Source organism: Binatus sp. (SeqCode) (assembly GCF_035272065.1).
In the GTDB taxonomy this organism is placed as follows: domain Bacteria; phylum Desulfobacterota; class Binatia; order Binatales; family Binataceae; genus Binatus.
In genome coordinates, this window is record NZ_DATEQZ010000049.1 from 1 (window position 1) to 25,054 (window position 25,054).

Below are 25,054 nucleotides of genomic sequence, written 5' to 3' on the forward strand. Positions count from 1 at the left end.
ACGCGCACGTCGCCGCTGAAAACTTCGTCGCCGATCCGAAACGAGATCGCGGGTCGCACTTTCACATTGCGCACCCAACTGCGCTCGGCGTTCGACGTGACCAGATATAGCCGGCCGTCGTCGAGCATGTACCAGATAATCACTTCGTAGGGGCGGCCGCTTTTGCGTCCGTAGTGAGTCAGACGCATCGTCTGCGTGTTCCCGACCCGGCGCAGCCGTTCGGAGGACTTCGATGCCATAGTCATGCTCCTCGCGCTGGACGCGCAGCCCGGGCCGGCTACCTGGTGACGGTTTCCATCACGCGTCCGCTCGCGCCATCGACGAAATCGACCTGGACCTGCGATGAAACGTGGTGGTCCTTCTTGGCTTTGCCGATTTTCAGCTTCAGCTCGGCCAGGAACGATTCTTTCGCTTTCGCAGGCATTTGGTCCATCGGAAAGCTGTCCATCAGGACCTTGGCCTTGAACTTGGCGGGCCACTGGACGGAGCTGACCTTCGGTCCCGCGATTGGCAGGCCTCGCACCATATCCTCGACCGCGCCGTGAAAATCCTTTTTTCCGGCCGCCGGCGATGAAGCGGGCGATGCGGATGCTTGCGGGGCCGCCGTCGCGGACGATCCCGGCGTGCTCGCCGCCGCACTCTGCTGCGCTCCCGGCGATGGCGGCGCCGCGGCAGATGCGGCCGGCGCGCCGGTGAGCTTTGCCAGCAGATCCTTCACCTGGGCGCGTGAAGTGTCGTCGGGGGCGAGCGCCTGCGCCTGCTTGAGCGTGGCAACCGCGTCCTCGGCGTTATTCTCCTGGGCGTAGGCGATTCCCAGGTTGAGGCGCGCCTGGAAAAATCCGGGATTGGCGGCGATCACTTTCTTGTACTGCACGACCGCCTGATCGGCGTTGCCGGTGTAGAGATACATCGTGCCGAGGTCGGTGCGGACTTCCGGATCGTCCGGTTTCTTCTTCAGGTAGTGCTCGTACGCGGCGATCGCCTGGTCGTAGAGCTGCTTGTCGTAGTCGATATCGCCGATACCGCGCAGCGCGTCGAGGTTGTCGGGCTGCAGCTTCAGCACGTGTCCGTACGCTTCCTCGGCCTTGCCGTAATAGGATTGATCGAACATCGCCGCGCGCATCGAAACTGCGCCGAATTTGTTCCACGCCGTGACGTCCTTAGGTTTCGCGATCGCATCTCGTTCGATCTTATCGACAAAAGAGCGAGCCTCGGTCGGCAGCTCGATCGTTGGATGTCCCGGCGGCAGACCGCCATTCTGAGTTCCTCCCGCCGCCGGATTCGCCGCGACATTCTGCTCCGGCGCAGGCTGGCTTGGCGCCACTGCGCCCGGACTCGACGCGGGAGCGCCGGCGCTTGGCGGGCTGGCGACCGGTGGCGGCGCGACGGCGATTTGCTCGCGCACCACTTCCGGCGTCTTCACATAGATCCACGCCGCGGCCGCCAGACCGACGACGGCGAGCGCAACGAACACAAACACAAACGCCGTCGTAATCGTATTGCGCCCGGCGTTCGGGCCGCCCCGGGCGCTGCCAGATTCGCCGGCGCCCGATGCTGCGACGTCCAGCGCGCGGCCGCATTCCACGCAGAATTTTGCGCCAGCCAGCAAGGGCGCGCCGCATTGAGGACAAAATCGCATCAGCAAATTCCTACATGACCGCTTCATTCCAGCGCAACACGCCCCGTATTTCGGGTTCCCGCTTTTGAGGCTCCTGTTGTATAGTCCCCGCTCGCAAGTCCATTTTTCGCGAGGCAAACGACCATGCAGCTCTATGACGCTTTTGGACCCAATCCGCGCGCGATGCGAATGTTCCTGGCCGAGAAGGGAATTGCGATCCCGACCAAGAATGTCGACATGATGGCGGCGGAAAATCGCAAGCCGCCCTACACCGATCGCAATCCCGGCGGACAAGTGCCGGCGCTCGAGCTCGACAACGGCAAGTGTATCGGCGAGACTGTCGCGATTTGGGAATACCTCGAAGAGAAACATCCGACGCCCGCGCTCATCGGCACCACCGCCGAGGAACGCGCCGAGGCCCGCCAATGGCAGCGCCGCGTCGAGTTGCTGATCACCGAGCATCTCTACAACGGCTTCCGCTATTCCGAGGGATTGCAGATGTTCAAGGATCGGATGCGCGTTCTGCCCGAGGCGGCCGCCGGTCTGAAGGCGATCGTGCAGGACAAGCTCAAGTGGCTCGACAAGCTGCTCGAGGGCAAGGATTACGTCGCGGGCGATCGGTTCACCGTCGCCGACATCATTTTGTATTGCGCGCTCGACTTCGGCGGCAGCGTCAATCAGCCACTCGATCCGTCGGTGAAGAATGTGAACGCCTGGTTCAAGCGCGTCGGGTCGCGGCCCAGCGCCAAGTCGAGCCTGCATCCCGCGTCGGCGAAAACCGGGATGAAGGGTTAGCCGGCGAGATCGCTTTTGCGATGCCCGGAGATATCGAACAGGTAACCGCGCAACTGACGAAACTCGTGCGCGCGAAGACCGATGACCCCCGCGCGCGAGTCCATTCGCTCGAATCGCTGCCCGGTCACGCCGGCTTCAGCTACAGCTTCATCCTCGAGCGCAGTGAGCGCGGCGCGACGCCGGCGGGAAAATTCGTCGTGCGCATCGCCCCTCCCGGTGTCAAAATTTCAGGACCGGCCGACATCGTGCGGCAGGCGCGCGTTATGGCGTCGCTTGCCGACACGCCGGTCGCGGTGCCGCCGATCATCTGGTACGGCGACGAGCCCGAGTTTTTCGATCGGCCGTACTTTGTCGGCGGCTTTGTCGAAGGGTTCAAGCTCGGCGAATCCACGTTGCCCCTCGCGCACCTGAAACGACTGGCGCGCAAGGGGATCGCGACGATGGCCGCGCTGCACAACGTCCCGTGGGAGCCGCGCCGCGACGCATGGGGCGAGCCGTTCGCGCTAAGCGAGGAGCTCAAGCGCCTGGACTACCTGCTCGACCGCCCGACGCTCGATCCCGCCGTCGTCGCGCGCGCGCCCGAACTGCGCGAGCGCCTGCGCTCGAGCCTGCCCGCCGGGGCGCGCATCGGATGCGTCCACGGTGACTTCCAATGGTCGAACGTGCTGTTCAACGAGGAACGCGTCGTCGCGCTGATCGATTGGGAAATCTCGCTGGTCGGCGCGACCCTGCTCGACCTCGGCTGGATCTGCTTTTTTTCCGATCCCGCGAGCTGGGTCGGCGTGGACCCCGGCCGCGGCTCGCTGCTGAACGCCGACGAGATCGTCGATGCGTACTCCGAGGCCGCCGGTTTTCCCGTGTCGATTCCCGAAGTGCGATGGTTCCGCGCCTTCGCGGGCTACCGCTTCGGCGTGATCACATGCTTTAACCTGATGCTGCACCGGCGCGGCAAGCGCCACGATCCCTTATGGGAAGACACGGCGTTGTCCGCGCCGCGGATGTTCGACCACGGCCTCGAACTGTTAGGCTAGCGAGCAGTCTCTCGGAACAGGAGGTGGCGACATGGACGGTGCAGCCAAGCGGCAGCCTGAAATTTTGACCCCCGAAGAAAACCATCCCGCGCTGAACGCGCTGCTGGGCGCAAATCCGTTCGTCGGTCTCGACGCCACCCAAGTGGTCGGAACTTTGACGACCCTGATGACGCATATCGCGTCGCAACCCGCCACGGTCGCCTCGCGTGCCTTCCAACTTTGGCTCGAGCTGGGGCAGATCGCGGCGGGCGTTTCCTCGGTGGCTCCCGAAGCCGGCGACAGGCGCTTCGCCGATTCGGCCTGGACGCAGCATCCGCTCTACCATCGCATGATGCAGACCTACCTCGCGTGGCGCACCGCGATGCACGATCTCGTCAACCAGGATGAAAGCGTCGAGTGGAAGGAGGTCGAGCAGCAAAAGTTCGCCGTCACGTTGATGACCGAGGCGCTTGCGCCCACCAACGCGTTCTGGCTCAATCCCGCGGCACTCAAGCGCGCCTTCGACACCGCCGGGATGAGCGTGTTCTGGGGGCTGCGCAACTTCCTCGGCGACCTCCAGAACAACGGCGGGATGCCGTCGACGGTGGACAAACGGCCATTCGAAGTCGGCAAAAATCTCGCGCTCTCGCCCGGCGCCGTCGTGTTCCGCAGCCCGGTCTGCGAGGTGATCCAGTACGCCCCCGCGACCGACAAAGTTTACGAGCGCCCGCTGCTCTTCATCCCGCCGCAAATCAACAAGTTCTACATCATGGACCTGGCGCCCGGCCGCAGCTTCGTCGAGTACGCGGTCAAGCACGGTATCCCGATGTTCACGATAAGCTGGCGCAACCCGACCCCGCGCGATCGCAACTGGGGTCTCGACGAATACGTGACCGCGTGCAAGGACGCCCTCGCGGCGGCCTGCGAGATCACCGGCAGTCCCGATTGCAACGTGCTCGGCGTATGTGCCGGCGGCATCACGACCTCGCTGATGCTCGGGCATATCACTGCGTCGGGCGACAAGCGCGTCAACGCGGTGACGCTGCTCGTCACGATGCTCGACACGAGCCTGCCTTCGATGACCGGGATGTTCGCGACCGAGGATGCGATCAAGGCCGCGCGCGATCGCTCGGCGGAAAAGGGCGTGCTCGACGGTGGCGACATGGCGCGCGTTTTCGCCTGGCTGCGTCCGAACGATCTCGTGTGGAACTATTGGGTCAACAACTACCTGCTAGGCAACGATCCCGCGCCGTTCGACATTCTCTACTGGAACGCCGACTCGACAAATCTTCCGGCCAGGCTGCACGCCGGCTTCCTCGATCTATTCCTGAGAAATCCGCTGACGCGCGGCGGCGACGTCTCGGTGCTCGGCACGCCGATCGATCTGCGCGCGGTGAAAAACGACCTCTACCTCGTCGCCGGCATGACCGATCACATCTGCGCATGGCGAGCATGCTATCGCGCAACAAGAATGTTCGGCGGCAGAATAGAATTCGTGCTCGGCTCGAGCGGCCACATCCAGAGCCTCGTCAATCCGCCGGGCAACTTCAAAGCCCGCTACTACATCAGCGCGCGCCTCCCCGAAGATCCCGACGAATGGGCCAAGGGCGCGGTCGAGAACAAAGGCACTTGGTGGGATCACTGGCTCAAGTGGGTAGCCGCGCGTTCGGGCGACGAACGCCCCGCACCGAAGACGTTAGGTAGCGAGTTGTATAAGGCAGGCGAACCAGCCCCCGGCCTATACGTCCACGAACGCCACTAAGTCTCTGCTTCCTCTCCTGCTCCAATAATCTCTCCTTGGACAAGGAGAGGTCACTGGACCAGGATCGTTGGCGGACGCCGCGAGCTTCTCCTTCACCTCGCCGCGAGCACTTCGGCCAGATGACGCACCTCGATCTTTTCGCCGGCGCGGCTCAAGCCGCCGCCGATCTGCATCAGACATCCGCAGTCGTTCGCGACCACGACCTCCGCGCCGCTCTCCCTGATGCGCGTCATCTTGTCGCCGAGCATCGATGCCGAGATGTGCGGGAACTTCACCGAGAACATCCCGCCGAAGCCGCAGCATTCCTCGCGATCGCGCAGCTCGCAGATTTTGATTCCCGCCACGGCGCTCAGCAGCGTCATCGGCTCGTCGCGCACGCCGAGCTCGCGCATCAGATGACACGACGGATGATACGCGACGGCCCGCTCATAGCGCGCGCCGAGATACTTCACCTTCAGCACGTTGACGATCAACTGCGACAGCTCGAACACCCACGGCCGAATCGCCATCGCCTTGGCCGCCAGCGCGGGATCGTCGGCGAGCAAGTCGCCGTAAAAGATCTTCAGCATGCTGGTGCACGAGCCCGACGGCACGACGATCGGAACGCTAGGCTCGACCGAATTCAGAAATCGCCGCGCGAGATCGACCGCCTGCTCGCGCATGCCTTCGTTGAACGCCACCTGCCCGCAGCAGAACGCGCTGCGCACGGGCGTCACCTTGAGCCGCAGCCGCTCGAGCACAGTCGCGGCGGCGTCGTTGACCTCGGGAAAAAATTCCTCGGCAAGGCAGGTCGAGAATAGTTGGACTTCAGTCATCGTGCGGCCACACCACGATCACGTGCAGCGACTTGGGGCCGTGCACGCCGAGCACGATTCGTTTCTCGATATCCGCGGTCCGGCTCGGGCCAGTGATCAACGTCAATCGATTCGACGCGACGCCACTCGGCCCCATCGCGGTGAGCACCGCCGCGAGATTTGTCATCACGCGATCGATCTGAACGATCACAAGGCTCGCCGGCGCCAACAGCGTGAGAGAACTCGGCCGATTCGCGTTTGAAACTACCGCCAGCGTGCCGGTCGAGGCGATTGCGAAGTCCGCCTCCGCGATGCCGAGCTCGGCATCCGCGACGCGCGCGCGCATCGCAGCGCGCTCCGTGTCCGCCACCGGCACCGTGCGAACGATCCTGAAATCCGCGCGCTCGAGCGCCTCGCCGATCGCATCCATATCGCTCACGATGCCCTGACCAAGCGCAACGGTCTTCACGCCGAGCTCGCCGGCGAGATCGACTATTAGATCAGTCGCTTCGGCCGGACTGAGTACTCCGAGAAACTTGCCGCCGACTTCTTCAAGCTCGCGCGCGAACGTCGATGCGAGCTCCGTCCGCTGCGCCGACGGCGACACCGGCACCGCCGCGCTCGCGGCCGCGTCGTGCGGATTGCTCCGCGCGCCGGCGCCGAGCGCGTCCTTTACGCTCGCGATTATTTTGTGAATCTCTGCCACGTCAGCTTGGCGGGCGCTTATGCGGGCGCGGGCGCGGGAAGTTGCGATACTTCGTCCAGTTGCCGAACGGTCCCGGCATCCGACGCAGATAACCATCGTGCGCGAATGGTTTCAGCACCATCGCGGCAAATTTTCCAAGCGCGCGGACCGTGCGCGGATAGCGTGCCGTTTTTGCAAACCTTCGCGCTCCCCGCCGCGCCCGCTCGATCGCTCGCGGCCACTTGAGCGGATGCGCGCCGGTGCTTTCTTTCCAACGCAAATGTAGCAGGATTCGCGGGATGTCGATCTTGACGGGACAGATGTCCTTGCACGCACCGCACAGCGTCGACGCGAACGGCAGGTAGCCCGCGGCGCTGCCAAAGAGATTTGGGCTGACGATCGATCCGATCGGCCCCGGATACACCGAGCGATACGCGTGACCGCCGATGCGTCGGTAAATCGGGCATACGTTCAGGCACGCGCCGCATCGGATGCAATTCAACGCTTCGCGCAGGACCGGATCCGCGAGCATCGAGCTGCGCCCGTTGTCCAGGATCACTACGTGCATCTCGCCCGGCCCGTCGAGATCGCCCTCTCGCCGCGGCCCCGTGATGAAGCTGGTGTAGGTCGTCAGTTTTTGCCCAGTCGCGGTGCGCGCGAGAATTTCCAGAAAGTGGCTCACGTCTTCGAGCCGCCGGATGACCTTCTCGATCCCCATGACTGCCACGAACGTCTCGGGCATCGTGCTCGACAGCCGGCCGTTGCCTTCGTTCTCGACGACGATCAGCGTGCCGGTTTCCGCGATCGCGAAATTGACGCCGGTGACGCCGAAGTCCGCGGCCAGGAAAATCGCGCGCAGGCGGGAGCGCGCTTCGGCCGTGAGTTTCTCGGGCTCCGCCGTGTATTCGATGCCGAATTTATCGGTGAAGAGTTGCCCGATGTCTTCCTTCGACAGATGAATCGCGGGCGTGATGATATGCGACGGGCGCTCGCCGCGAAGCTGCACGATATACTCGCCGAGGTCGGTCTCGACCGCGTTGATCCCCGCGCGCGCGAGCGCGTCGTTGAGATCGATCTCCTCGGTCGTCATCGACTTGCCCTTGACGACGTTCTTTGCGCCCTTTGCCTTCGCGAGTGCGACGATATAGTCGCGCGCCTGGGCTGCATCTTCGGCGAAGAACACCTTGCATCCGCGCGCTTCGAGCTTTGACGTCAGCTCGATCAGCAATTCGTCGAGATGCGCAATCGCGTCGGTCTTGATTCGATGCGCCGCATCGCGTTCGTCGTCGTACGGCGGGAACTCCGCTTTGACTTGCGCGAAGTGATCGAGATGCCGCGCGCTGGCGCTCTCGAGCTTGCGCCGCAGCTCATGGTCGCCGACGGCGGCGGTGCTCGACTCGAAGAAATCGCGGGCTTTCGGAAATTCAGCCATCTCGGATGTCGCGCGACAGTAGTCAGTTGATCAACGCGACTTGGCGTATCAGGCGCAGCACCGCTTCGCGCGCCGCCTCGGCCGCGGGATGCTCGGGCGCCTGCGAAAGAAAACTTTGATAGTCGTCGAGGGCAGGCTTGAAGCATTCAAGCCGCTCGAACAGGCCGCCGCGCTCCACCAGTTCGTCGAGCGCGCGCGGCTCGAGTATGATGATCCGGTCCAGCGCCGCCAGCGCGCGCGTCCAATCCGACGCGCCCATATAGATGATCTTCAGGTTGCGGAGGATCCGCGCCAGGATGTGGCGCGCGCCGCGCGCCTTCAGCATCGCGGGATTCAACTCAACCGGTTGCCCGTAGATTTGCGTCAGGCGCGCACGAATCTCGTCGAGCGCGAGAATCTTCCCGCCGACATACGGATCGATGATCAGCTCGCCGCGCTCGTCCACTGCCTTGACCAGGAAATGGGTCGGGAACGAGACGCCATAGAGATTGATTCCGAGCCGGCGGCCAACTTCGAGATACACCAGCGAGAGCGTGATCGGAATTCCGAGCCGTCGAGTGAGCACGTCGTTCAGAAACGAGTTGCGCGGGTCGTTGTAGTTCTGCGCGTTGCCCTCGAAGCCCTTCAACTCGAACAGAAAATGCGACAGCAACTGGACGCGCTCGACGGTGTCCTCGCCCGCGCGGACGATTGGCTCGGCTTCGCGCGCCAGCGTCGCAATCTTGTCGAGATACTCGTCGATGTCGAGGTTCGGGTATTCTTCCTTCGCGATCAGCAGCGCGCCGCGAGCCAATGGCACCGGTTCTTTTGCCGCAAGCGTCGCAAATTCCCGTTGTGCGTCGTTCATCGCGTGGGCACCGTTCGTAACAGTGTTGCTTTGCGCCGATGCTTTGACAAGCGGCTGCGTTCAGTTTGTTTCGAGGGCGGCCGTTGCCTCTCGGCGTACCGCGGTGTCGTGGTCGCGCAGCGCGCGCTCGAGTGCTCGACGCGCCGCGCTTCCTCCGATTTGACCGAGCGCCCACGCGGCGTGCGAACGAATCAACGGCTCGGACTCGGCTTCGATCGAGCGTGCGAGCGGCGCTACCGCTTCGGGATTTCCGGTGTTGCCGAGCACGACCGCGACGTTGCGCAACAACCCGCGCCGCTTGGCGCGCTTTACCGCGCTCACCGTGAAGCGCAGCCCGAACTCCTCGTCACTGAGCGCGAGCAGCTCGGGCAAGAGCGGCAGCAGATCGTCCGCGTTACCGTCAGCCGCATGCTCGTCGTTCCACGGACAGACGGCGTTGCAGATGTCGCAGCCGAAGATCCAGTTGCCGAGCTTCGAGCGCAGCTCGCGCGGAATCGCGCCGCGATTTTCAATCGTCTGATACGAGATGCACAGGTCAGAGCGCATCACGTAGCCGTCGGCGAGCGCGCCGGTCGGACACAGGTCGAGGCATCGCCGGCACGTCCCGCAATGCTCGCGGTAAGGCTCAGTCGTCGCCTCGAATTCCACATCGGTGAAAATCTCGGCGAGAAAGAAATACGAACCGTGGTCCCGATTCAGAATCATCGTGTTCTTGCCGAACCATCCGATGCGCGACTGCGACGCCCATTCGCGCTCGAAGACCGGCCCGGTGTCCACGTAGGTGCGCGTAATCGAGCCGGGACGCAATTGCCGTATCACGTTGCCGACCGAGCGCGCCCCCTTCTTCACGACGTCGTGATAGTCGCGGCCGAGCGCGTACGCCGCGATTCTGCCGCGCATCTCGCCGCGCCAGTCGACCTTGGGAGTCGCGTGCGGCGCGTACGGATAGCCGAGGCTCACGACGGACCTGTAGCGCGAGTCCAGACGGCGCGGGTCGAAGCGGCGCTCGGGATCTTTCGCAAGGTAAGTCATCGACGCGTGACCGCCGACGGCGAGCCATTGACGATAGAAGTCCTCGCGCTCGCTCAGTGGATGCAGCCGCGCAAATCCAACCAGCACGAATCCCCGCTCGTTGGCGACGCGCGTTAGCGTTTCACGTAGAGAATCCATGGCGGTTCCAAAACGCTAGCATCTGGAAGGGCTTTTCGCGCTGATAATTGTGGCTGCATTGACTCGACTATTGGGCTACGATTAATTTCTTGGTGGAGAGCATGAGCGACACGTGAGCGCTCCTGATTGGAGGTTTCCAGCAAAATGGCCGAAGGACTTCATATCGAGCATCACGGGCATGAGCATGAGCACAAGCATGCCGAGCAGCAGGCGCCCGCCGAGCGAGTTGACACCGCGTCGCTGCCCGACGTTAAGCTAACGCCCAAGGCGGTCGAGATGGTGCGCAAGATGCGCGCGAAGGAAAGTCTCGGCGCGGAGCATGGGGTGCGAATCGGCGTGGTCGGGGGCGGATGCTCCGGGTTTCAGTATTCGCTCAACTTCGACACGCAGAAGGAAGGCGACCGGGCGACGGACTTCGGCGGCGTGCTGGTGTTCGTGGACGAGATTTCGCTGCCGTATATCGCGGGCACGACGCTCGACTACGTCGAGGGCTTGCATGGCGCGGGATTCCGCTTTGACAATCCGCGCGCGAGCCGCACCTGCGGTTGCGGGTCGTCGTTCAGCGCATAACATTTCTCACTGATTGATTTGCCAGGCCGCTCCGCTCGGGGCGGCCTTTTTCTTTTCAGGAAAGGGCGTGTTAGACGGATCGACGATGCTGGCTGGATTGATCTACTGGCTGTCTCCGGCGCGCCGGCGCTTCATGCGGCGGCTGGCGAAGCCGGGACTCGACGCGACGCGCGCGCGCCTGGCCGAGGCGGGCTCGCCGCGCGCCGTCCAGTTCATCTCGACGATTCTCGACGCCAACACCGACTTCCTTGCCTATGCGCTTTCACCGAAAGGGCCGCTTGCGATGTATAGCGATCGCGCGACGCCTGACACAGTAGCGGCGTGCATCGTCACAATGCTGGTCTACTCGGCGAATCTGTTCGCGCGCGACGAGATGACCAACAACGACAGCGAGATGATCCCGCTGCTGGCGCATATTGCGGGCGTCAAGCCGATGCAGGTGATGATCCGGCGGGACGCGCTGCGCAAGGCGCCGCGCTCCGAGGAATGGATGGTGCTGACGTGGCTGGCGAAGGACCTCGGCGCCGAGCCACCGAAGTACGGCGCCGAGCTTGAGCGCGCCTTCGGATACAATTATCTGTCGTACATCGCTCAGTACCGGCCGACGCTCGAGCGCGAGATGGCCGCGGCGGACACGGCCTGAAGTTCAGGAGCTCAAGATGAAGGATCTGGAAGGGCGTGGAGTCATCGTCACCGGCGCGACGCGCGGAATCGGCAGGGCGATCGCGCTTGAAGTCGCGCGGCGCGGCGCCAACGTGTCGTTCAATTACCTCAAGAGCGATCAGAATGCGGCCGAGCTCAAGGCCGAAATGGAGAAGCTCGGGGTGAAGGCGCTCGCGTACAAGGTCGATGTTGGCGATTTGAAGAGCGTGCGCGAGATGGTCAACGCGACCAAGAAGGAATTCGGGCAAATCGACGGGCTGGTCAACAACGCGGGCATGACGCGCGACAAAGTGTTCGTGATGATGTCGGAGGAGGACTGGAATGAGGTTATCCGCGTCAATCTGACGGGCGCGTTCAATTTCGCGCGCGCGGCGGCGTTCATGATGATGAAGGCGAAGCGCGGCTCGATCATCAATATCACGTCGGTCAGCGGACTTATCGGACTGCCGGGACAGGCGAACTACTCGGCGGCGAAGGCGGGACTTATAGGTCTTACAAAATCCGTCGCGAAAGAGGTGGGACGGCTAGGTGTGCGCGTCAACGCACTAGCTCTTGGCTTCATCGAGACCGACATGACGGCCGCACTTCCCGAAGAGAATCGCGCACAAGCGCTCGCGATGATTCCGCTAGGACGCTTCGGTAAAGTCGAGGACGTAGTCCCGATGGCCGCATTCCTACTAAGCGACGCCGCATCATACATCACAGGCGCAGTAATCCAGGTAGACGGCGGGCTGGCGATGTAATCGCGTAGCGCAGGGCGACGCACACGGGTTATCCGTTCAACCTTGTTTCGTCCGACTAGATTAAGTAACTTGTAGAGTTCGGTAAGTAATCTATTCTTAAGGAGCTTTAGCTTTTGCCGATGGATCAAGGGTTTACCTTGTGGTTTACGGGCCTTTCCGGGGCGGGGAAATCCACGCTTGCGAATCTGGCGGCTGAAGAAATGCGCAAGCGCGCGCATCGCGTCGAAATCCTGGACGGCGACGAAGTCCGCACCAATCTCTCCAAGGGACTCGGGTTTTCCAAGGAGGATCGCGACATCAACATCCGGCGGATCGGTTACGTCTGCCATCTGCTCGCGCGCAACGGCGTGATCGCGATTTCGGCGGCGATTTCGCCCTACCGCGACGTTCGCGACGAAGTGCGGCGCAATCACGAGCGCTTCTTCGAAGTCTATGTGCGATGCACGATCGACAAACTCGTCGAGCGCGACGTTAAAGGGCTCTACAAAAGGGCGCTGGCCGGCGAGATCAAATCTTTCACGGGCGTGTCGGACCCGTACGAAGAACCACTGAAGCCCGAACTGATAGTGGATAGTAGCATCGAGACTGTTGATCAGAGCCTGGGCAAGTTGCTCGGGCGCCTCGAGGAGCTGAACTACATCAGCAAGGGAGCGCGGCGATGAGCGTGCGCGAGGACGCAATCTCGCCGCACGGGGGAGGCGAGCTGGTCGATCTGAAAGCGCCGGCCTCCGAGCGCACTGCGCTGGCGGCGTACGCGGCGAAGCTCGCGAGCGTCACGCTCAATGCGCGCGACCTCGCCGATCTCGAGATGCTCGCGACGGGCGCGTTCTCGCCCCTGACCGGCTTCATGGGCGAGCCGGACTACACCCGCTCGCGCGACGATATGCGACTGGCGTCGGGAGTGCCGTGGTCGATTCCGATCACGCTCGGCGTCGATGAGGCCACCGCGAAATCGCTGAAGACCGGAACTGAGATCGCGCTGGCGACCGAGGACGGCAAGCGGCTGGCGATTCTCAAGCTGGCGGAAACCTACAAAGTCGATCGTAAGAACGAAGCGCAAAACGTATTCGGCACCGCGGAGGACGCGCATCCGGGGGCGAAGAACGTCACCGCGATGCCGCCATACTGCCTTGCGGGCAAGGTCACGCTCATCGAGGAGATACCGGGCCGCACGTTTCTGGAGTACCCGCGCGAGCCGCGGCAGACGCGTGAGGCGTTTCGCGAGCGTGGATGGAAAAAGATCGTCGCCTTCCAGACCCGCAACCCGACCCATCGCGCGCACGAGTATATCCAGAAAGCGGCGCTCGAAATCTGCGACGGCCTGATGATTCATCCGCTGGTCGGCGAGACCAAGGGCGACGACGTGCCTGCCGCGGTCAGGATGGAGACCTACAAGGTGCTGCTCGACGCGTACTACCCCAAGGACCGCGCGATGATCGGCGTGTTCCCGGCGCACATGCGCTACGGCGGACCGCGCGAGGCGATCCTGCACGCGATCGCGCGGCGCAACTACGGATGCACGCATTTCATCGTGGGGCGCGACCACGCGGGCGTCGGCAGTTACTATGGCAGCTATGACGCGCAGAGAATCTTCGAGCGTTTCGCGCCCGCGGAACTGGGAATTACGCCGCTGATGTTCGAGAACACATTCTACTGCAAACGATGCAACTCGATGGCGTCGTACAAGACCTGCCCGCACTCAGACGCAGACCGCGTAATCCTGTCAGGCACAAAAGTCCGCGAGATGCTGCGCGCCGGCGAAGCGCCCCCGCCAGAATTCACGCGCCCGGAACTAGCAGCGATCCTCGTGAAAGCAATGCGCGACGCCAAGTAGTTTCAATACTAAGGTGCAGGGGTTACCCCTGCCCAAGGAAGGTTGAAACCCACGGTGGGTTTCATTTCAATTAAGTTCCTTGCTCGAGCGCGCGGTCTTTTGCGGCGCGCTTTGCGCGGGCGGGGTCGCCCGACCAGGTCCAGGCGTGCTCGGTGCGGCTCACGCCGACCAGCACGCCGAGGAACGCCGATGGATGGATGAACAGTTCCGCGAGGCCTGCCTGGTCGCGAGTGTGGGCTACGAAGCGGGAGCCGCGCGCTTGCAGGCGATTCTCGAGTGCGCCGACATCGTCGGTCTCGACAAAGAACATGTACAGCGAGTCGCCGCGGCGTTGATGGAAGCGGCCCATCGCAAGGTTGGCGTCGGTGGTCTGCGCGATCTCGATGCGGTCAAGGCGCGCGGGAGGATCGAACAGAGTGAGCGTGCCGGTGTAGCCGAACTGCTTGCTCTCAATCGGGCTGAACTTCGCCGCGTCGAGACCGAAGATGCGCGCATAGCGGTCTGACGCCGCCTTCCAATCGCCAACGACGTTGGTGACTTCGTAGGCCCACTTGATCGCGCCGACGGGCGCGCGTTCGTGATGCTGCGAAATGACGGTGCGCATCCCAAACGTCGCGGCGGCGTCGAGATACAGTTGTCCCGCGAATTGCTCGAAGTTGACGCCGCACTTCGCAAGATGATGTGCCGCGGCGCCGGGGTCGTCCACCGAAAATCCCGCGCCGAACAGTCCGCCGCCACATTTCGAGACGAAATCCTGGACCGCGCCTGCGCCGTCGGGTTCGAGAATTTCGACTAGGCTCGCGCCGGCTTGCATCGTGGATCGCTTGGCGGCAACCGGCGCCGCCTTGTCGCGACGAACGAGTTCTCCGCCGAAGACTTCCGCAACAACTTTCTCGGCGGCGGCGCTGTCCGCGACCGCGATCTGAACTCCGTCAACGCGTTTGAGCATCGTCGATTTTATCCTCGCGTTACTGGAGCGGCGGCTCGTCGTCGGGCGGGGCGATCACCGGCGACCCATGATGCATCACCATGAACCATGCATTGCCGACGCGCTCGAAGACGTTGGTGGCGAGCACGTTCGAGCGCTGCGTGCCGTCGTAGCCGCGCTGTGTGAGATTTTCCTCGACGACGACGATCGCCAGGTCGCCGCTAATCATCACCTCGATCTCGCCGAGCTCGAACTTCATCTCGAACACGTTGTCGAGGATACGCTCCCAACTCGACATGATCGGGCCCCATCCCGAAAGTTTGCGCCATCCGGGATGGATGCAAATGATGCGCGGGTCTTTCAGCCAGACCGCTTCCATCTTTTCGGCGTCGAGACTTTCGAAGGCGTCGTAAAAGGCGCGGTTGGCGGCGAGCACTGATTCACGATCGGACATCAGGCCTCCAGCGTAGTTTTTCGGATGAGCAGGCGCCAGCCAGGGGTGACCCCTGGACCCAGTATTCGGAAAGGAAAGCTGGAGAGTATCGGCACCCATATTGTCGGCGTGGTTTTCTGCGCCAGGGCGGCGCCGGATGCCTGGAATTTGATTGCGTCGTCGAGCAGCGCTGCGATTTTGCGGGCGGCCTCGGCGATCGGAATGCCGCCGCGATGAATGTTCGATATCACGGTGCGGTCGGGCTCGATTGATTTGAGCGTGGGGCGAAAGATCACGTATGCGCTCAGGCTCTCCGCGGTGACGAGGCCGGGGCGCTCGCCGACGATCATGCAGACGACGTCGGGGCGCAGAATTTCGCCGAGATGGTCCTCGATTCTGACGCGCGCGTTGCGAATGAAGATCGGCTTCAGCAGCCGATATCGCGCCGCGAGCAGCCGCATGAGCGCGCGCAGCAGCGGTCCTGCGTTCTTCTCGACGGCGGCCGACGAGAGTCCGCCGCCGATGCATAGCAGGACGCTCGGCACCGCCGATTTGCCGCGGCCACGCGGCGCGACGCGCTTGATCCGTGCAGCATCAACATCAGTAAGACGGCGACCGCGTTCGGGATAGCGGATGTAATCCTCGCGCGTGAGTGCTTGCGAGTGAACTTCGAGCAAGCCGTTGCGCCGCGGCCAATCTGGCGCAACCAGCGTCATGACCGCATCGACAGCGCGCGCGTGATCGGCCCGCAGAGAGAGCATCGCGGCCGTGGTGTAGCGCGTGCCGGCGCGGCCTAAGCCGAGGCGCGCGGGGGTGGATTTGCGCATCGCGTCGAAATTCTTGTTCGGGTCGGGCTCGATTTTTTTCAATGCTGGCCCATCACAATTCTGGCATCTCCTGCACGAGCAGTGAGGCGGCCGTCGCGCAGGATTCCGCGACGCTTGCACCATTCTTCGAACTCGGGCGCGGGTCGCAGCTTGAGCACTGCGCGCAGCGCAGCGGCGTCGTGGTAGCTGGTGGATTGGTACGAGAGCATCACGTCGTCGCCCATCGGCACCGCCATGAAGTAGTTGCATCCGGCGGCCGCGAGCAGCACCGCGAGATTTTCGCAGTCGTTCTGATCGGCGCGCGCGTGATTGGTGTAGCAGGCGTCGGCGCCGTGCGGGACGCCGAGCAACTTGCCCATCAGGTGATCCTCGAGGCCGGCGCGCGTGATCTGTTTCGCGTCGTAGAGATATTCAGGCCCAATGAATCCCACCACCGTGTTGACCAGCAACGGTGAGTAGCGGCGCGCGAGGCCGTAGCATCGCGCCTCGAGCGTGACCTGGTCGGCGCCCTCGTGCGCGCCGGCGGACAGTTCCGAGCCCTGCCCCGTTTCGAAGTACATCAGGTTCGCCGAGCGCAGCCGACCCGTCTCGCGAATCATTGCGTAGCCGTCGTCGAGCATCGCGACGGTGATGCCGAAGCCGGCGTTGCCCTTCTGCGTGCCCGCGAGGCTCTGGAACATGATGTCCATCGGCGCGCCGGCCTCGAGCGCGCGCATCTGCGTCGTGATATGGCCGAGCACGCAGTTCTGCGTGGGCACGCCGGTGCGATCGATGATGCCGGCGGTGAGTTCGAGCAGGCGGCGGATGTTGTCGGGCTCGTCGATGCATGGGTTGATTCCGATGAGCGCGTCGCCGGTCGCGTACGCGAGGCCCTCGTAAGTCGCGGCTGCGATCCCTGTGAGATCGTCGCGCGGATGGTTGGGCTGCAGGCGCGTGGAGAGCCGGCCCGCGAGTCCAAGTGTGGTGCGCGCGTGAGTGACGACGCGAATCTTCGACGCAATCGTGATCAAGTCGAGATTAGTGCATAGCTTGGCGACCGCGGCGGCAATCTCCGCAGTGATTCCGCGGCCGGTCGAAAGGAGCGCGTCGCCGGTGGTCGCGTCGTCGAGCAGCCATTCGCGAAACTCGCCGACCGTCTGGTTGCGCACACTGGCAAATGCGTCGCGATCGAGCGCGTCGTCGATTACGCGCGTCACTTCGTCGCGATCGTAGGCGACGACCGGGTTCTCGCGCAGGTCGTTCAACGTGAGATCGGCGAGCACGGTCTTGGCGGCGATGCGTTCCTGCTCGGAGTGCGCCGCGATTCCGGCGAGTTCGTCGCCCGAGCGGGCTTCGTTGGCGCGCGCGAGTAGTCCTTTGACGGAGAGGAAGCGGTAGGACTTGCCGAGGAGTCGCGTCGAGAGCTTCATCTAAAGGTTATGCGCCAAAATGAAAAACGCGAACGCCGCTGATCAGCGCGTCGCGCCATTCGATCAGCTCGAGCACGTACGCGGGATTTGCGCCGTCGATATTCGAGTGACGCCGGTATTCGACCGCAGCGCGATCGCCGGATTCGGTGAGGGTGAGGATCTCGAACCGCAGTTCGGTATAGCGCGCAAGGCCGCGGCGCGCGTACACGGCGATCTCATGATGTCCTTGCAGTGCGAGCCGGCCCAGCTCCGGATAAATCTTCGCGATGAGCGAGCTCTGATGAGTTGCGTCGCGAGTGTAGAGTGCGACGACGCGCGCCGGATCGCGGCTTTCCCACGCAGCCTTCCATGCTTCAACACGCGCGCTCGAGGTGGGCATGGAGACAACCTAACGCGGCGCGGCGGTAAGGGGAAATGGTATGCGCGAAAGGAGTTCATACCATCGGTAGTGGTTTTGGGACTGCTCCGCTACCAAGGGTAGTTTCGTTCCGTCGGAAATTGTTTTTGCAGGAAGCTGGCGTCGCAGGGTTTCGGGCGAGGACGGTGAGTATGGGGTGTCCTGAGGGTTGTTCATAGCCTAGATGTAGCACGTCCGTTCCGAAGGCGTTCAGGCTGAAAAGTTCATCCCTGAACTTTTGGGCCTTGTGTAGGAGGATGTTGGTGTGCAGCAACGCAAAACCGGAACCGGCTTCGCGGGCGCGAAGCTGTCCGAGATCCCTCCTGCCACTCGCGTTGCTCGCTTCGTCGGGATGACAGAAGAGGGCCGTGCCGCTGTCCGAGATCCTTCCCGCCGCTCGCGTTGCTCGCTTCGTCAGGATGACAGAAGAGGGCCGTGCCGCTGTCCGAGATCCTTCCATCCGCTCGCGTTGCCGCTTCGTCGGGATGACAGAGAGGGCCGCGCCGCTGTCCGAGATCCTTCCATCCGCTCGCGTTGCTCGCTTCGTCGGGATGACAGAGGGGGGCTGCCCGGAGTGGCGCGCGGGACGATGCTTTCATAAGATACCACGTCGGCTATGAGGAGAAGTTTGCGTAACCTTCACATGCGCAGTGGGCAGAGGCAGAATCTTAAATCGCGCGTAGCGCTGTAAAAGGACCCTCACCTTCATCCTCTCCCTAACAGGACAGGGAGAGGAGACAGATATGAGACTGATTCGACTGCTTGCGTTCGCCATAGCCTTACTTGCGGCCGTCTCGATCGTGCATGCGGCGCAGACAGGGAACCTCAAGCTTGATGTGCTTGGGGATGACGGGGCGGGGGCGAAGAATCCTGCGCACGTGATCGCGGCGGATGGGAAGGAGGCCGGGCAGGTCACGGCGGGATCGACGATCGCGCTGGCGCCGGGCGAATACAGACTTGTCCTGCCAATCGTCGGCGGGCAGATCGTCAAGGACGGCGTCCAGATCGAGGCCGGCCGCACTCACACCGTGCTCATAACAAATGTCGCGGTGCTCGAGGTCAAAGTGAGAGACAAGACCGGCGCCGATCCCGGTTTCGGCGTGACCGTGACTACCACCGACCTCCCGCACACAAAGGTCGCCAGCTTTATTTCTGGTGACAAGTATCTGTTCGCGCCGAGCGAGGTGGACGTGCACGTCGATGCGCCGCCGCAAGGCTACGACTGGCACGCGATCCAGCTCGCGCCCGGCCATGGCGCGTCGCTGACGCTGGGCGAAGTCGTCAAGGCCGAGCTGCTGGTGCAGCCCGTGATGTCGAAGATTCCGTTCGACAACTCGACGCGCGTGGTAATCCTGCGCGCGGGCACGCAGACCAAAGTCGCGGAAAGCGACCCCGGGGTCGAGCATCGCTTCAAGCTTGACCCAGGCGACTACGACGCTTATGTGGAAAATCAGTCCGGCAAGGGCAAACCCTATGCAACCTCGGCTGGAATCCATCTCGATTCCGGTGCAAAGGTGGAACGGACGGTCCCGCTGGACTAAGAGAGAAAAGAAGAGAGGTTAGATGGCAAGCGAACGACAAAAAGAGATCAAGCGGCGGCGCAAACGGAAAAAGTCGAGACTGCAGGCGAAGACCAGGGAATCGCGGAAGAAGGCGCGGAAGAAGAGATAAGAGCCTGACCTCTAGCCCCTTCCTCGAGGGAAGGGCGACGAGAGTAGGACGGGGGAGGCGGAATCCTGAATCGCGCGCAAAAGAGCGCGCTACAAAAGGACCCTCACCTTCATCCTCTCCCTAACGGGGAGAGGAGACAGAAAGGCGCATAGCGCGCGGTTGAAAACTTTAGCGGCGGAGTTTCGGCGATGGCTTACGAGACGATTCTTTATGACGTGGCGGATGAAGTCGCGACGGTTACGCTTAATCGTCCCGCCAAGATGAACGCGTACACCACGACGATGGGCGCGGAGATCACCGACGCGATGCTTCGTGCCGATGCCGACGCGGATGTCCGCGTCATCATCATCACCGGCGCAGGCGAGCGCGCGTTCTGCGCCGGCGCCGACATGGGAATGTTCGCGTCCGACATCAAGACGCGCGAAGCGAAGCAGGAAGACAAGCCGGCCGCGACCGAGCGTCGCGCACGCGCGGTCGTGTCGCTGCCACAGGTGATGCGCAATCTGTCCAAGCCGACGATTGCCGCGATCAACGGCTACGCGCTCGGGGTAGGATGCACGATTCCACTGCTGTTCGACGTGCGAATAGCGTCGGACAACGCGAAGATGGGCGTCATCTTCCCGCGCGTCGGCCTGATGAGCGAGCTGGGCTCGAGCTACCTGATGCCGCGGCTGATTGGACTCGCGCGCACCGCCGAGATGATACTGACGGGCCGGCAGTACAGCGCAGCCGAATGCCTCGCGATGGGTCTGGTGAGCCGCGTCGTGCCGCTCGCGAACCTCATGACGACTGCGCACGAGATCGCGGGCGACATGCTGCAATGCTCGCCGACCTCGCTCGCGTTCACGCGCAAGGCGCTGTACCAGGGACTCGACGGCACGCTCGAAACCGCGATGGCCTTCGAGGGCTTCGCGCTCGAGAAGTGTTACGTCAGCCCCGAGCACAAGGAATACGTCGCGGCGTTTCTGGAGAAGCGCAAACCAAATTTCAAGAAGGCGAAAAGCTAAAGTATGGTCTTGACCGGTATGATGCTTGACGGTAGGTAGATAACTTACTGAGTCTTATTTATCTCTTAATCGAAGCGGGCTTCGCCGTCGAGTTGGTGAGGCGACGCACTAAAAGAAAAAACTCAAGAGGCAGGTGACGAATATGGCACTTCACATTGGAAGCGTGGCTCCGGATTTTACGCAGGATTCCACCGAGGGGCCGATCCATTTTCATGAATGGATTGGCGACAAGTGGGCGATTCTGTTTTCGCATCCCAAGGACTTCACCCCGGTCTGCACGACCGAGCTCGGCACGGTCGCCAAGCTCAAGGGTGAGTTCGACAAGCGCAATATCAAGGCGATTGGAGTGAGCGTCGATGACGTGCCGTCGCACAAGAAGTGGGTCAGCGATATCGAAGAGACGCAGCACACCAAGATGAATTTCCCGATCCTGGGCGACGGCGACAAGAAGGTTGCGAAGCTCTACGACATGATTCATCCCGAGTGGAACGACACGCTGACGGTCCGCTCGGTTTTCGTGATCGACAACAACAAGAAGATCCGCCTCACGCTGACTTACCCAGCCAGCACCGGGCGCAATTTCCAAGAAATCCTGCGCGCGATCGATTCGCTGCAGCTCACCGACAAGTACCAGGTGGCGACTCCGGCCGACTGGAAGAAGGGCGAGGATTGCATAATCGTCCCCGCGCTGCAGGACGAGAAAGTCCTCAAGGAAAAATTCCCCAAGGGCTACAAAGTAGTGAAGCCGTACCTGCGCATCACGCCCGATCCGAGCAAGTAGCAGGGGGTTACGCCTGCACCCAGTATCAAGAGAAGCGGCTCTCCGATTCGGGGAGCCGCTTTCGTTTTCACTCGCGTCACCGTCGCGAGACTTGCCAAACTGTCTGAGCTGTGACCGATGGAAATTGAGCTACCCTCGTCGCGCGACGAAAACGAAAATGCGAGCGTTCTCGAAGCCGGCCACGGCTCCGCGATGCAATGGGAGGTCCTTGCCTATTTCGCGCTCCTGAATATCGCGGTCGGATTGGGGTCGCCGCTGGGTATCGCCGCGATTCCGATTACCTATTTCCTGAAAGACGGCCTCCATCTTACTCCGGTACAGCTTGCGGTTTTCCTCGCGATTGGCTCGATACCAGTCTGCGGAGGATTCGTCTTCGGCTTCATCAGGGATCGATGGAGAAGCGCGCGATGGGGCGATCGCCAATACCTGCTGGTCTGTGCATTGGCGGCCGCTGGTATGTATTTGTGGTTAGCCACATCGACAACTGACTATTACAAGTTGCTAGCGCTCGTGTTCATCGTCGTCGCCGTGTACGTAATGATTTTTGCGGCGGCGCAGGCCCTGATGACCGGCGTGGCGCAGGCGCATGGGATGACCGGGCGGCTGAGCGTGGTGTTCAGTTTCGGCTACTTCACGCCAGCGGTGCTGTCGGCGCTGGCCGGAGGATGGCTGGTCGCGCATGCGTCGGTGCGCGGCACCTTCCTGATCGCGGCCGGCGTGACGATTGTGATCGCGACGCAGTCCTTCTGGCGCCTGGGGGCCTCGAGTGAATTCGAGCGCTTGCTCGCGCGAGGTGAAACCGGGTTCGCGGCGATGCGCCGCCTGATCCGCCATCGGCCGTTGTGGCCGGCGGCGGCAATCTACTTCCTGTGGAACTTCAGTCCGGGATGGGGCACGCCGATGTTCTATCACTTGACGGAGCGGGTGCGGATTTCCAGTGAACTGTTCGGCACCTTCACCGCGCTGCAGTCGTTGTTCTTTCTGCCGACGACGCTGCTGTACGGCGTGCTATGCGTGCGCGCGCCGCTATCGCGCCTACTGTGGTGGGGAACGATAGTCGCGATCCTGCAAGGACCGATCATGTTCCTCGCGCAAGGACCCGCGAGCACGATCGCGGTCGCCGTCCTGTACGGACTATTCGGCGGATTCGCCACGGCGGCGTATATCGATCTGATCATGCGTTCCTGCCCGAAGGGCCTGGAAGGAACCGCGATGATGGTGGCGAACACCTCAGCCTTCGCGCTGGCCGGCAATGCCGGCAACTTGCTGGGAAGCTGGATCTACTCCCGTGGCGGCTTCGCGTGGGCAGTTATCATCACCACGCTGGCGACCGCGCTGATAGTCTCCGCCCTGCGCTCGATTCCGCCCGAGCTGATAGCAACCCACGACGGCGAGCGAATAGAACCCGGCGCAGGATTGCGCGCGTAGCGAGATAGAACGAGAGACTTGATTGTAGTGAAACCCGCGGTGGGTTTCACGCTTCCTTCGGCAGGGGTAACCCCTGCACCTTAGTACTAAGAAAAGATGCGGGACTTCGTCCCTGTTAGAACTGGTTAAGGGGAGCGGCGAACTTACCTCGCCCGTTACTTACGAATTACGGGCCCAAATACGCGGGGACGAAGAGGCCCATGTCGACGGTGCCCCAGCCGGTGGATTTGTCGTAGCCGGGGGTTGCGGGGAAGCCGGGGACTCCGTTGTAAGCGTTGTTGCCCGACGTTACGTCGCGGATTCCTGTTATCCCGGGGTTGGACTCTGCGCCTAGCTGGTAGATTCGGGTGTTCAGATTGCCGGCTGGAGCGCCGCTGGCATCCGAGATTAGCTGGCTGATGCCCGCCCATGCCGGAGCGCCGACACTGGTGCCGCCGATGCAGCATATGACACTCGGCGCGCTGTGATTGTCGCGGCCGCCGAAGAAGAAACCGGGCGATGCGGGACTGGCGCCGAACGAGATGTCGGGAACGTTGCGCTTTTTGTCCTTCTTGATGAGCCCCTTCTGAAACATGGGCTTCTTGAAGATTTTGCTTTGGCCGCCGCCCGTCGCGCCGCTGCCGTCATCCCATACGGACTCCGCGACGAAGCCGTCGTCGTTACCGGCTACGTAGTCAGGCGTGAACTCGGTGCCGCCGATCGCGGTCACGTTCGGCGACGCGCCGAGCTCGTTGACGTTGCGCGTGGTGCCGATCACGCAACTATTCTTACTCTTGTTCAGTTTGAGGCCCGCCGCGCCTTCGTCGCCGGTCGCGACGAACACGGCCTGCCCCTGCGTCGCCGCCTGCGCAAAGAAACCGTTCTGCGTTTTGTAGAAACCTTTCGAGCCGCCGCAGAATCCGAAGCTGATGCTGATCGCGGTGCACGGGTTCTTGTCCATCACCGCCGCATGGATCGCGTCGAGAATTGCTGAGGACCGCGTGCTGTTCTGATCGCCGAGGTAGATGCGGATACTCGAACCGGGTGCGACGGTATGCGAATAGTTCACGTCGACCATCGTTTCATCTTCATCCGAATTTTGTCCGGGGTCGGTTCCGTCAACCAGTACCGGATTGAAGTTCACCGCTTTTTTCAGCGCGGGCAGTCCGAACTGGGTGTTGAACGCATTCGCTGCGGGCTCGTCGATATTCGAGTCCTCGACCACCGCGATACATCCGGCGCCGCTACCGTCGATAGCAGGAATGGCAGTCAACAGCGGCGTTTCGCCGTAGAACATATAAATGTCGGGCGGACCGAAGGCCGGGCCCGCGCCATTGACGATCGAGGCGGGCGAACTCGCGCTCGCAGCGCTCTTCGACACGCGACGCACCATCGGCGAGCTGTGCAGCAGATTGTCGAGGCCGTGAATCGATTCGATCAATGGCGCCAGGCTGGCAGGAACAGCGGGATCGGTGGTGTTGGAATACAGGCGGCCGTCGAGCGTCGCGACAATCTTCACATCGAAAACGCTTTGCGCCTGCGCGACCGTGCCAGTGAACAGAACCTCGCGGGTCGAGGCGTCGGCGGACTTGACGGTGAAACCTTTTTGCTTGAGCCATCGCGCGACTCGCGCAAGGTCGGCGTCCGTGGGCCCGAAGCGATTGGTGAACTCATCGGGGGTCAGCCATCGATGGTATTCCGGTGACGCGGGATCCTGCTGATCGGCGAGCAGCCGCGTGAGCTCGGTGCGATTGCGAATCGCCATCGTGAGGTGCATCGTGAGCGGCTGCGAAGGAGATGCGGCAGCAGCGCCCACGATCTCCGCGGCCTCGTCGGGATGGTTACCCTCGAGAATCGCAAGCGGAGCGCCGGCCGCCGCGGGCCGTGCGACCGCAACAATCGAAGTGAGTGCTGTCACCAGGATAAACTGGCGCACCGTCCCAAACCTTCCCATCAAAACTCTGTGGAGCCTCCCATCTAATATGCAGAATCGGGTGCGGATTGATTCAACGGCGGCGAAATAAACTCGGGAATGGTTAAGAATTTAACAAGTAGCAGAGAGACAAGGAAGGAACCAGATTTTAAGTCGGCAGGCTGGCTTTGGTGATGGGATCGCAGAACCCTCACCTACCGGCCGCGATGCGGCCGGCCGCCTTGTATCTGTGAATTGAGTTGTGCAGAAGGAAAGGAACAACCGCGGCGCGGCAGATCGAGGTCGCGTGGGTCGGATAAGGCCGAGGGAGAGTGTGATCGCCGCGCCCGCATAGCCGG

General features: G+C 62.5%; 25 protein-coding genes. 12 read left to right on the plus strand and 13 right to left on the minus strand.

Annotation, left to right across the window (positions count from 1 at the left end; genetic code table 11):
- The coding region (locus VJX68_RS08635; protein WP_324095273.1) for a nitroreductase/quinone reductase family protein at positions 1 to 239 on the minus strand (239 nt) is incomplete at its 3' end.
- Between the two features lie 38 nt (positions 240 to 277).
- Complete coding sequence (locus tag VJX68_RS08640; RefSeq protein ID WP_324095274.1) at positions 278 to 1,639, minus strand: tetratricopeptide repeat protein; 1,362 nt, start codon at positions 1,637 to 1,639, stop codon at positions 278 to 280.
- Between the two features lie 123 nt (positions 1,640 to 1,762).
- On the opposite strand from VJX68_RS08640, the gene VJX68_RS08645 reads away from it, so the two are divergent.
- The 3 genes from VJX68_RS08645 to VJX68_RS08655 are packed head-to-tail and all read left to right on the plus strand — an operon-like array spanning position 1,763 to position 5,185.
- Positions 1,763 to 2,413, plus strand: coding sequence for a glutathione S-transferase family protein (locus VJX68_RS08645; RefSeq protein WP_324095275.1), 651 nt, complete (start codon positions 1,763 to 1,765; stop codon positions 2,411 to 2,413).
- A 20-nt stretch (positions 2,414 to 2,433) separates the two neighbouring features.
- Positions 2,434 to 3,444: a phosphotransferase family protein gene (locus tag VJX68_RS08650; RefSeq protein WP_324095276.1), complete on the plus strand. Its 1,011-nt coding sequence runs from the start codon at positions 2,434 to 2,436 to the stop codon at positions 3,442 to 3,444.
- Between the two features lie 31 nt (positions 3,445 to 3,475).
- On the plus strand, positions 3,476 to 5,185 hold the full coding sequence (locus tag VJX68_RS08655; RefSeq protein WP_324095277.1) for an alpha/beta fold hydrolase: 1,710 nt from the start codon (positions 3,476 to 3,478) through the stop codon (positions 5,183 to 5,185).
- A 92-nt stretch (positions 5,186 to 5,277) separates the two neighbouring features.
- Here the strand turns inward: VJX68_RS08655 and VJX68_RS08660 are convergent, their stop codons facing one another.
- The 5 genes from VJX68_RS08660 to queG are packed head-to-tail and all read right to left on the minus strand — an operon-like array spanning position 5,278 to position 10,113.
- A complete protein-coding gene (locus VJX68_RS08660) occupies positions 5,278 to 6,000 on the minus strand; it encodes a (Fe-S)-binding protein (protein WP_324095278.1) in 723 nt (240 codons plus the stop codon).
- A complete protein-coding gene (locus tag VJX68_RS08665; RefSeq protein WP_324095279.1) occupies positions 5,993 to 6,685 on the minus strand; it encodes a LutC/YkgG family protein in 693 nt (230 codons plus the stop codon). Before VJX68_RS08665 ends, VJX68_RS08660 begins: the two co-directional genes overlap by 8 nt.
- Before the next feature lies 1 nt (position 6,686).
- Entirely contained in the window at positions 6,687 to 8,096 is a 1,410-nt protein-coding gene (locus tag VJX68_RS08670) for a LutB/LldF family L-lactate oxidation iron-sulfur protein (protein ID WP_324095280.1), read from the minus strand.
- Positions 8,097 to 8,118: 22 nt separating this feature from the next.
- Positions 8,119 to 8,943, minus strand: a complete 825-nt coding sequence (locus VJX68_RS08675; protein WP_324095281.1) for a SirB1 family protein — start codon at positions 8,941 to 8,943, stop codon at positions 8,119 to 8,121.
- A gap of 60 nt (positions 8,944 to 9,003) precedes the next feature.
- Positions 9,004 to 10,113, minus strand: a complete 1,110-nt coding sequence (queG, locus tag VJX68_RS08680) for a tRNA epoxyqueuosine(34) reductase QueG (RefSeq protein ID WP_324095282.1) — start codon at positions 10,111 to 10,113, stop codon at positions 9,004 to 9,006.
- A 144-nt stretch (positions 10,114 to 10,257) separates the two neighbouring features.
- Between queG and VJX68_RS08685 the strand changes: the two genes are divergently transcribed.
- The 5 genes from VJX68_RS08685 (at position 10,258) to sat (ending at position 13,923) form a co-directional block, all read left to right on the plus strand.
- Positions 10,258 to 10,683 (plus strand): HesB/IscA family protein, encoded by a 426-nt coding sequence (locus VJX68_RS08685; protein WP_324095283.1) that lies wholly within the window; start codon positions 10,258 to 10,260, stop codon positions 10,681 to 10,683.
- Between the two features lie 67 nt (positions 10,684 to 10,750).
- Positions 10,751 to 11,326: a hypothetical protein gene (locus VJX68_RS08690; RefSeq protein WP_324095284.1), complete on the plus strand. Its 576-nt coding sequence runs from the start codon at positions 10,751 to 10,753 to the stop codon at positions 11,324 to 11,326.
- A 16-nt stretch (positions 11,327 to 11,342) separates the two neighbouring features.
- Entirely contained in the window at positions 11,343 to 12,089 is a 747-nt protein-coding gene (gene fabG, locus VJX68_RS08695) for a 3-oxoacyl-[acyl-carrier-protein] reductase (protein WP_324095285.1), read from the plus strand.
- Positions 12,090 to 12,208: 119 nt separating this feature from the next.
- Positions 12,209 to 12,751, plus strand: coding sequence for an adenylyl-sulfate kinase (cysC, locus tag VJX68_RS08700; RefSeq protein WP_324095286.1), 543 nt, complete (start codon positions 12,209 to 12,211; stop codon positions 12,749 to 12,751).
- Positions 12,748 to 13,923 carry a sulfate adenylyltransferase gene (gene sat / locus VJX68_RS08705; RefSeq protein ID WP_324095287.1) on the plus strand — a complete coding sequence of 392 codons (1,176 nt, stop codon included), beginning with the start codon at positions 12,748 to 12,750 and terminating at the stop codon, positions 13,921 to 13,923. Before cysC ends, sat begins: the two co-directional genes overlap by 4 nt.
- Positions 13,924 to 13,993: 70 nt before the next feature.
- Here the strand turns inward: sat and VJX68_RS08710 are convergent, their stop codons facing one another.
- Genes VJX68_RS08710 through VJX68_RS08730 form a run of 5 tightly spaced genes read right to left on the minus strand, consistent with a single transcriptional unit; the run spans position 13,994 to position 17,899 of the window.
- Positions 13,994 to 14,872 carry a VOC family protein gene (locus tag VJX68_RS08710; protein WP_324095288.1) on the minus strand — a complete coding sequence of 293 codons (879 nt, stop codon included), beginning with the start codon at positions 14,870 to 14,872 and terminating at the stop codon, positions 13,994 to 13,996.
- Positions 14,873 to 14,891: 19 nt separating this feature from the next.
- A complete protein-coding gene (locus VJX68_RS08715) occupies positions 14,892 to 15,305 on the minus strand; it encodes a nuclear transport factor 2 family protein (RefSeq protein WP_324095289.1) in 414 nt (137 codons plus the stop codon).
- Positions 15,305 to 16,153: an ethanolamine ammonia-lyase subunit EutC gene (eutC, locus tag VJX68_RS08720; protein ID WP_324095290.1), complete on the minus strand. Its 849-nt coding sequence runs from the start codon at positions 16,151 to 16,153 to the stop codon at positions 15,305 to 15,307. Before eutC ends, VJX68_RS08715 begins: the two co-directional genes overlap by 1 nt.
- Positions 16,150 to 17,520, minus strand: a complete 1,371-nt coding sequence (locus tag VJX68_RS08725) for an ethanolamine ammonia-lyase subunit EutB (RefSeq protein ID WP_324095291.1) — start codon at positions 17,518 to 17,520, stop codon at positions 16,150 to 16,152. The genes eutC and VJX68_RS08725 overlap by 4 nt, the downstream gene beginning before the upstream one ends.
- A 7-nt stretch (positions 17,521 to 17,527) precedes the next feature.
- Complete coding sequence (locus tag VJX68_RS08730) at positions 17,528 to 17,899, minus strand: nuclear transport factor 2 family protein (RefSeq protein WP_324095292.1); 372 nt, start codon at positions 17,897 to 17,899, stop codon at positions 17,528 to 17,530.
- A 761-nt stretch (positions 17,900 to 18,660) separates the two neighbouring features.
- Here VJX68_RS08730 and VJX68_RS08735 point away from each other — a divergent pair.
- The 4 genes from VJX68_RS08735 (at position 18,661) to VJX68_RS08750 (ending at position 22,804) form a co-directional block, all read left to right on the plus strand.
- Complete coding sequence (locus VJX68_RS08735; protein ID WP_324095293.1) at positions 18,661 to 19,458, plus strand: hypothetical protein; 798 nt, start codon at positions 18,661 to 18,663, stop codon at positions 19,456 to 19,458.
- A gap of 318 nt (positions 19,459 to 19,776) precedes the next feature.
- Positions 19,777 to 20,595: an enoyl-CoA hydratase/isomerase family protein gene (locus VJX68_RS08740; RefSeq protein WP_324095294.1), complete on the plus strand. Its 819-nt coding sequence runs from the start codon at positions 19,777 to 19,779 to the stop codon at positions 20,593 to 20,595.
- A 142-nt stretch (positions 20,596 to 20,737) separates the two neighbouring features.
- Positions 20,738 to 21,376, plus strand: a complete 639-nt coding sequence (locus tag VJX68_RS08745; protein ID WP_324095295.1) for a peroxiredoxin — start codon at positions 20,738 to 20,740, stop codon at positions 21,374 to 21,376.
- 117 nt (positions 21,377 to 21,493) lie between these two features.
- On the plus strand, positions 21,494 to 22,804 hold the full coding sequence (locus tag VJX68_RS08750; RefSeq protein WP_324095296.1) for an MFS transporter: 1,311 nt from the start codon (positions 21,494 to 21,496) through the stop codon (positions 22,802 to 22,804).
- 166 nt (positions 22,805 to 22,970) lie between these two features.
- Here the strand turns inward: VJX68_RS08750 and VJX68_RS08755 are convergent, their stop codons facing one another.
- Complete coding sequence (locus VJX68_RS08755; protein ID WP_324095297.1) at positions 22,971 to 24,719, minus strand: S53 family peptidase; 1,749 nt, start codon at positions 24,717 to 24,719, stop codon at positions 22,971 to 22,973.
- Positions 24,720 to 25,054: the final 335 nt, after the last annotated feature.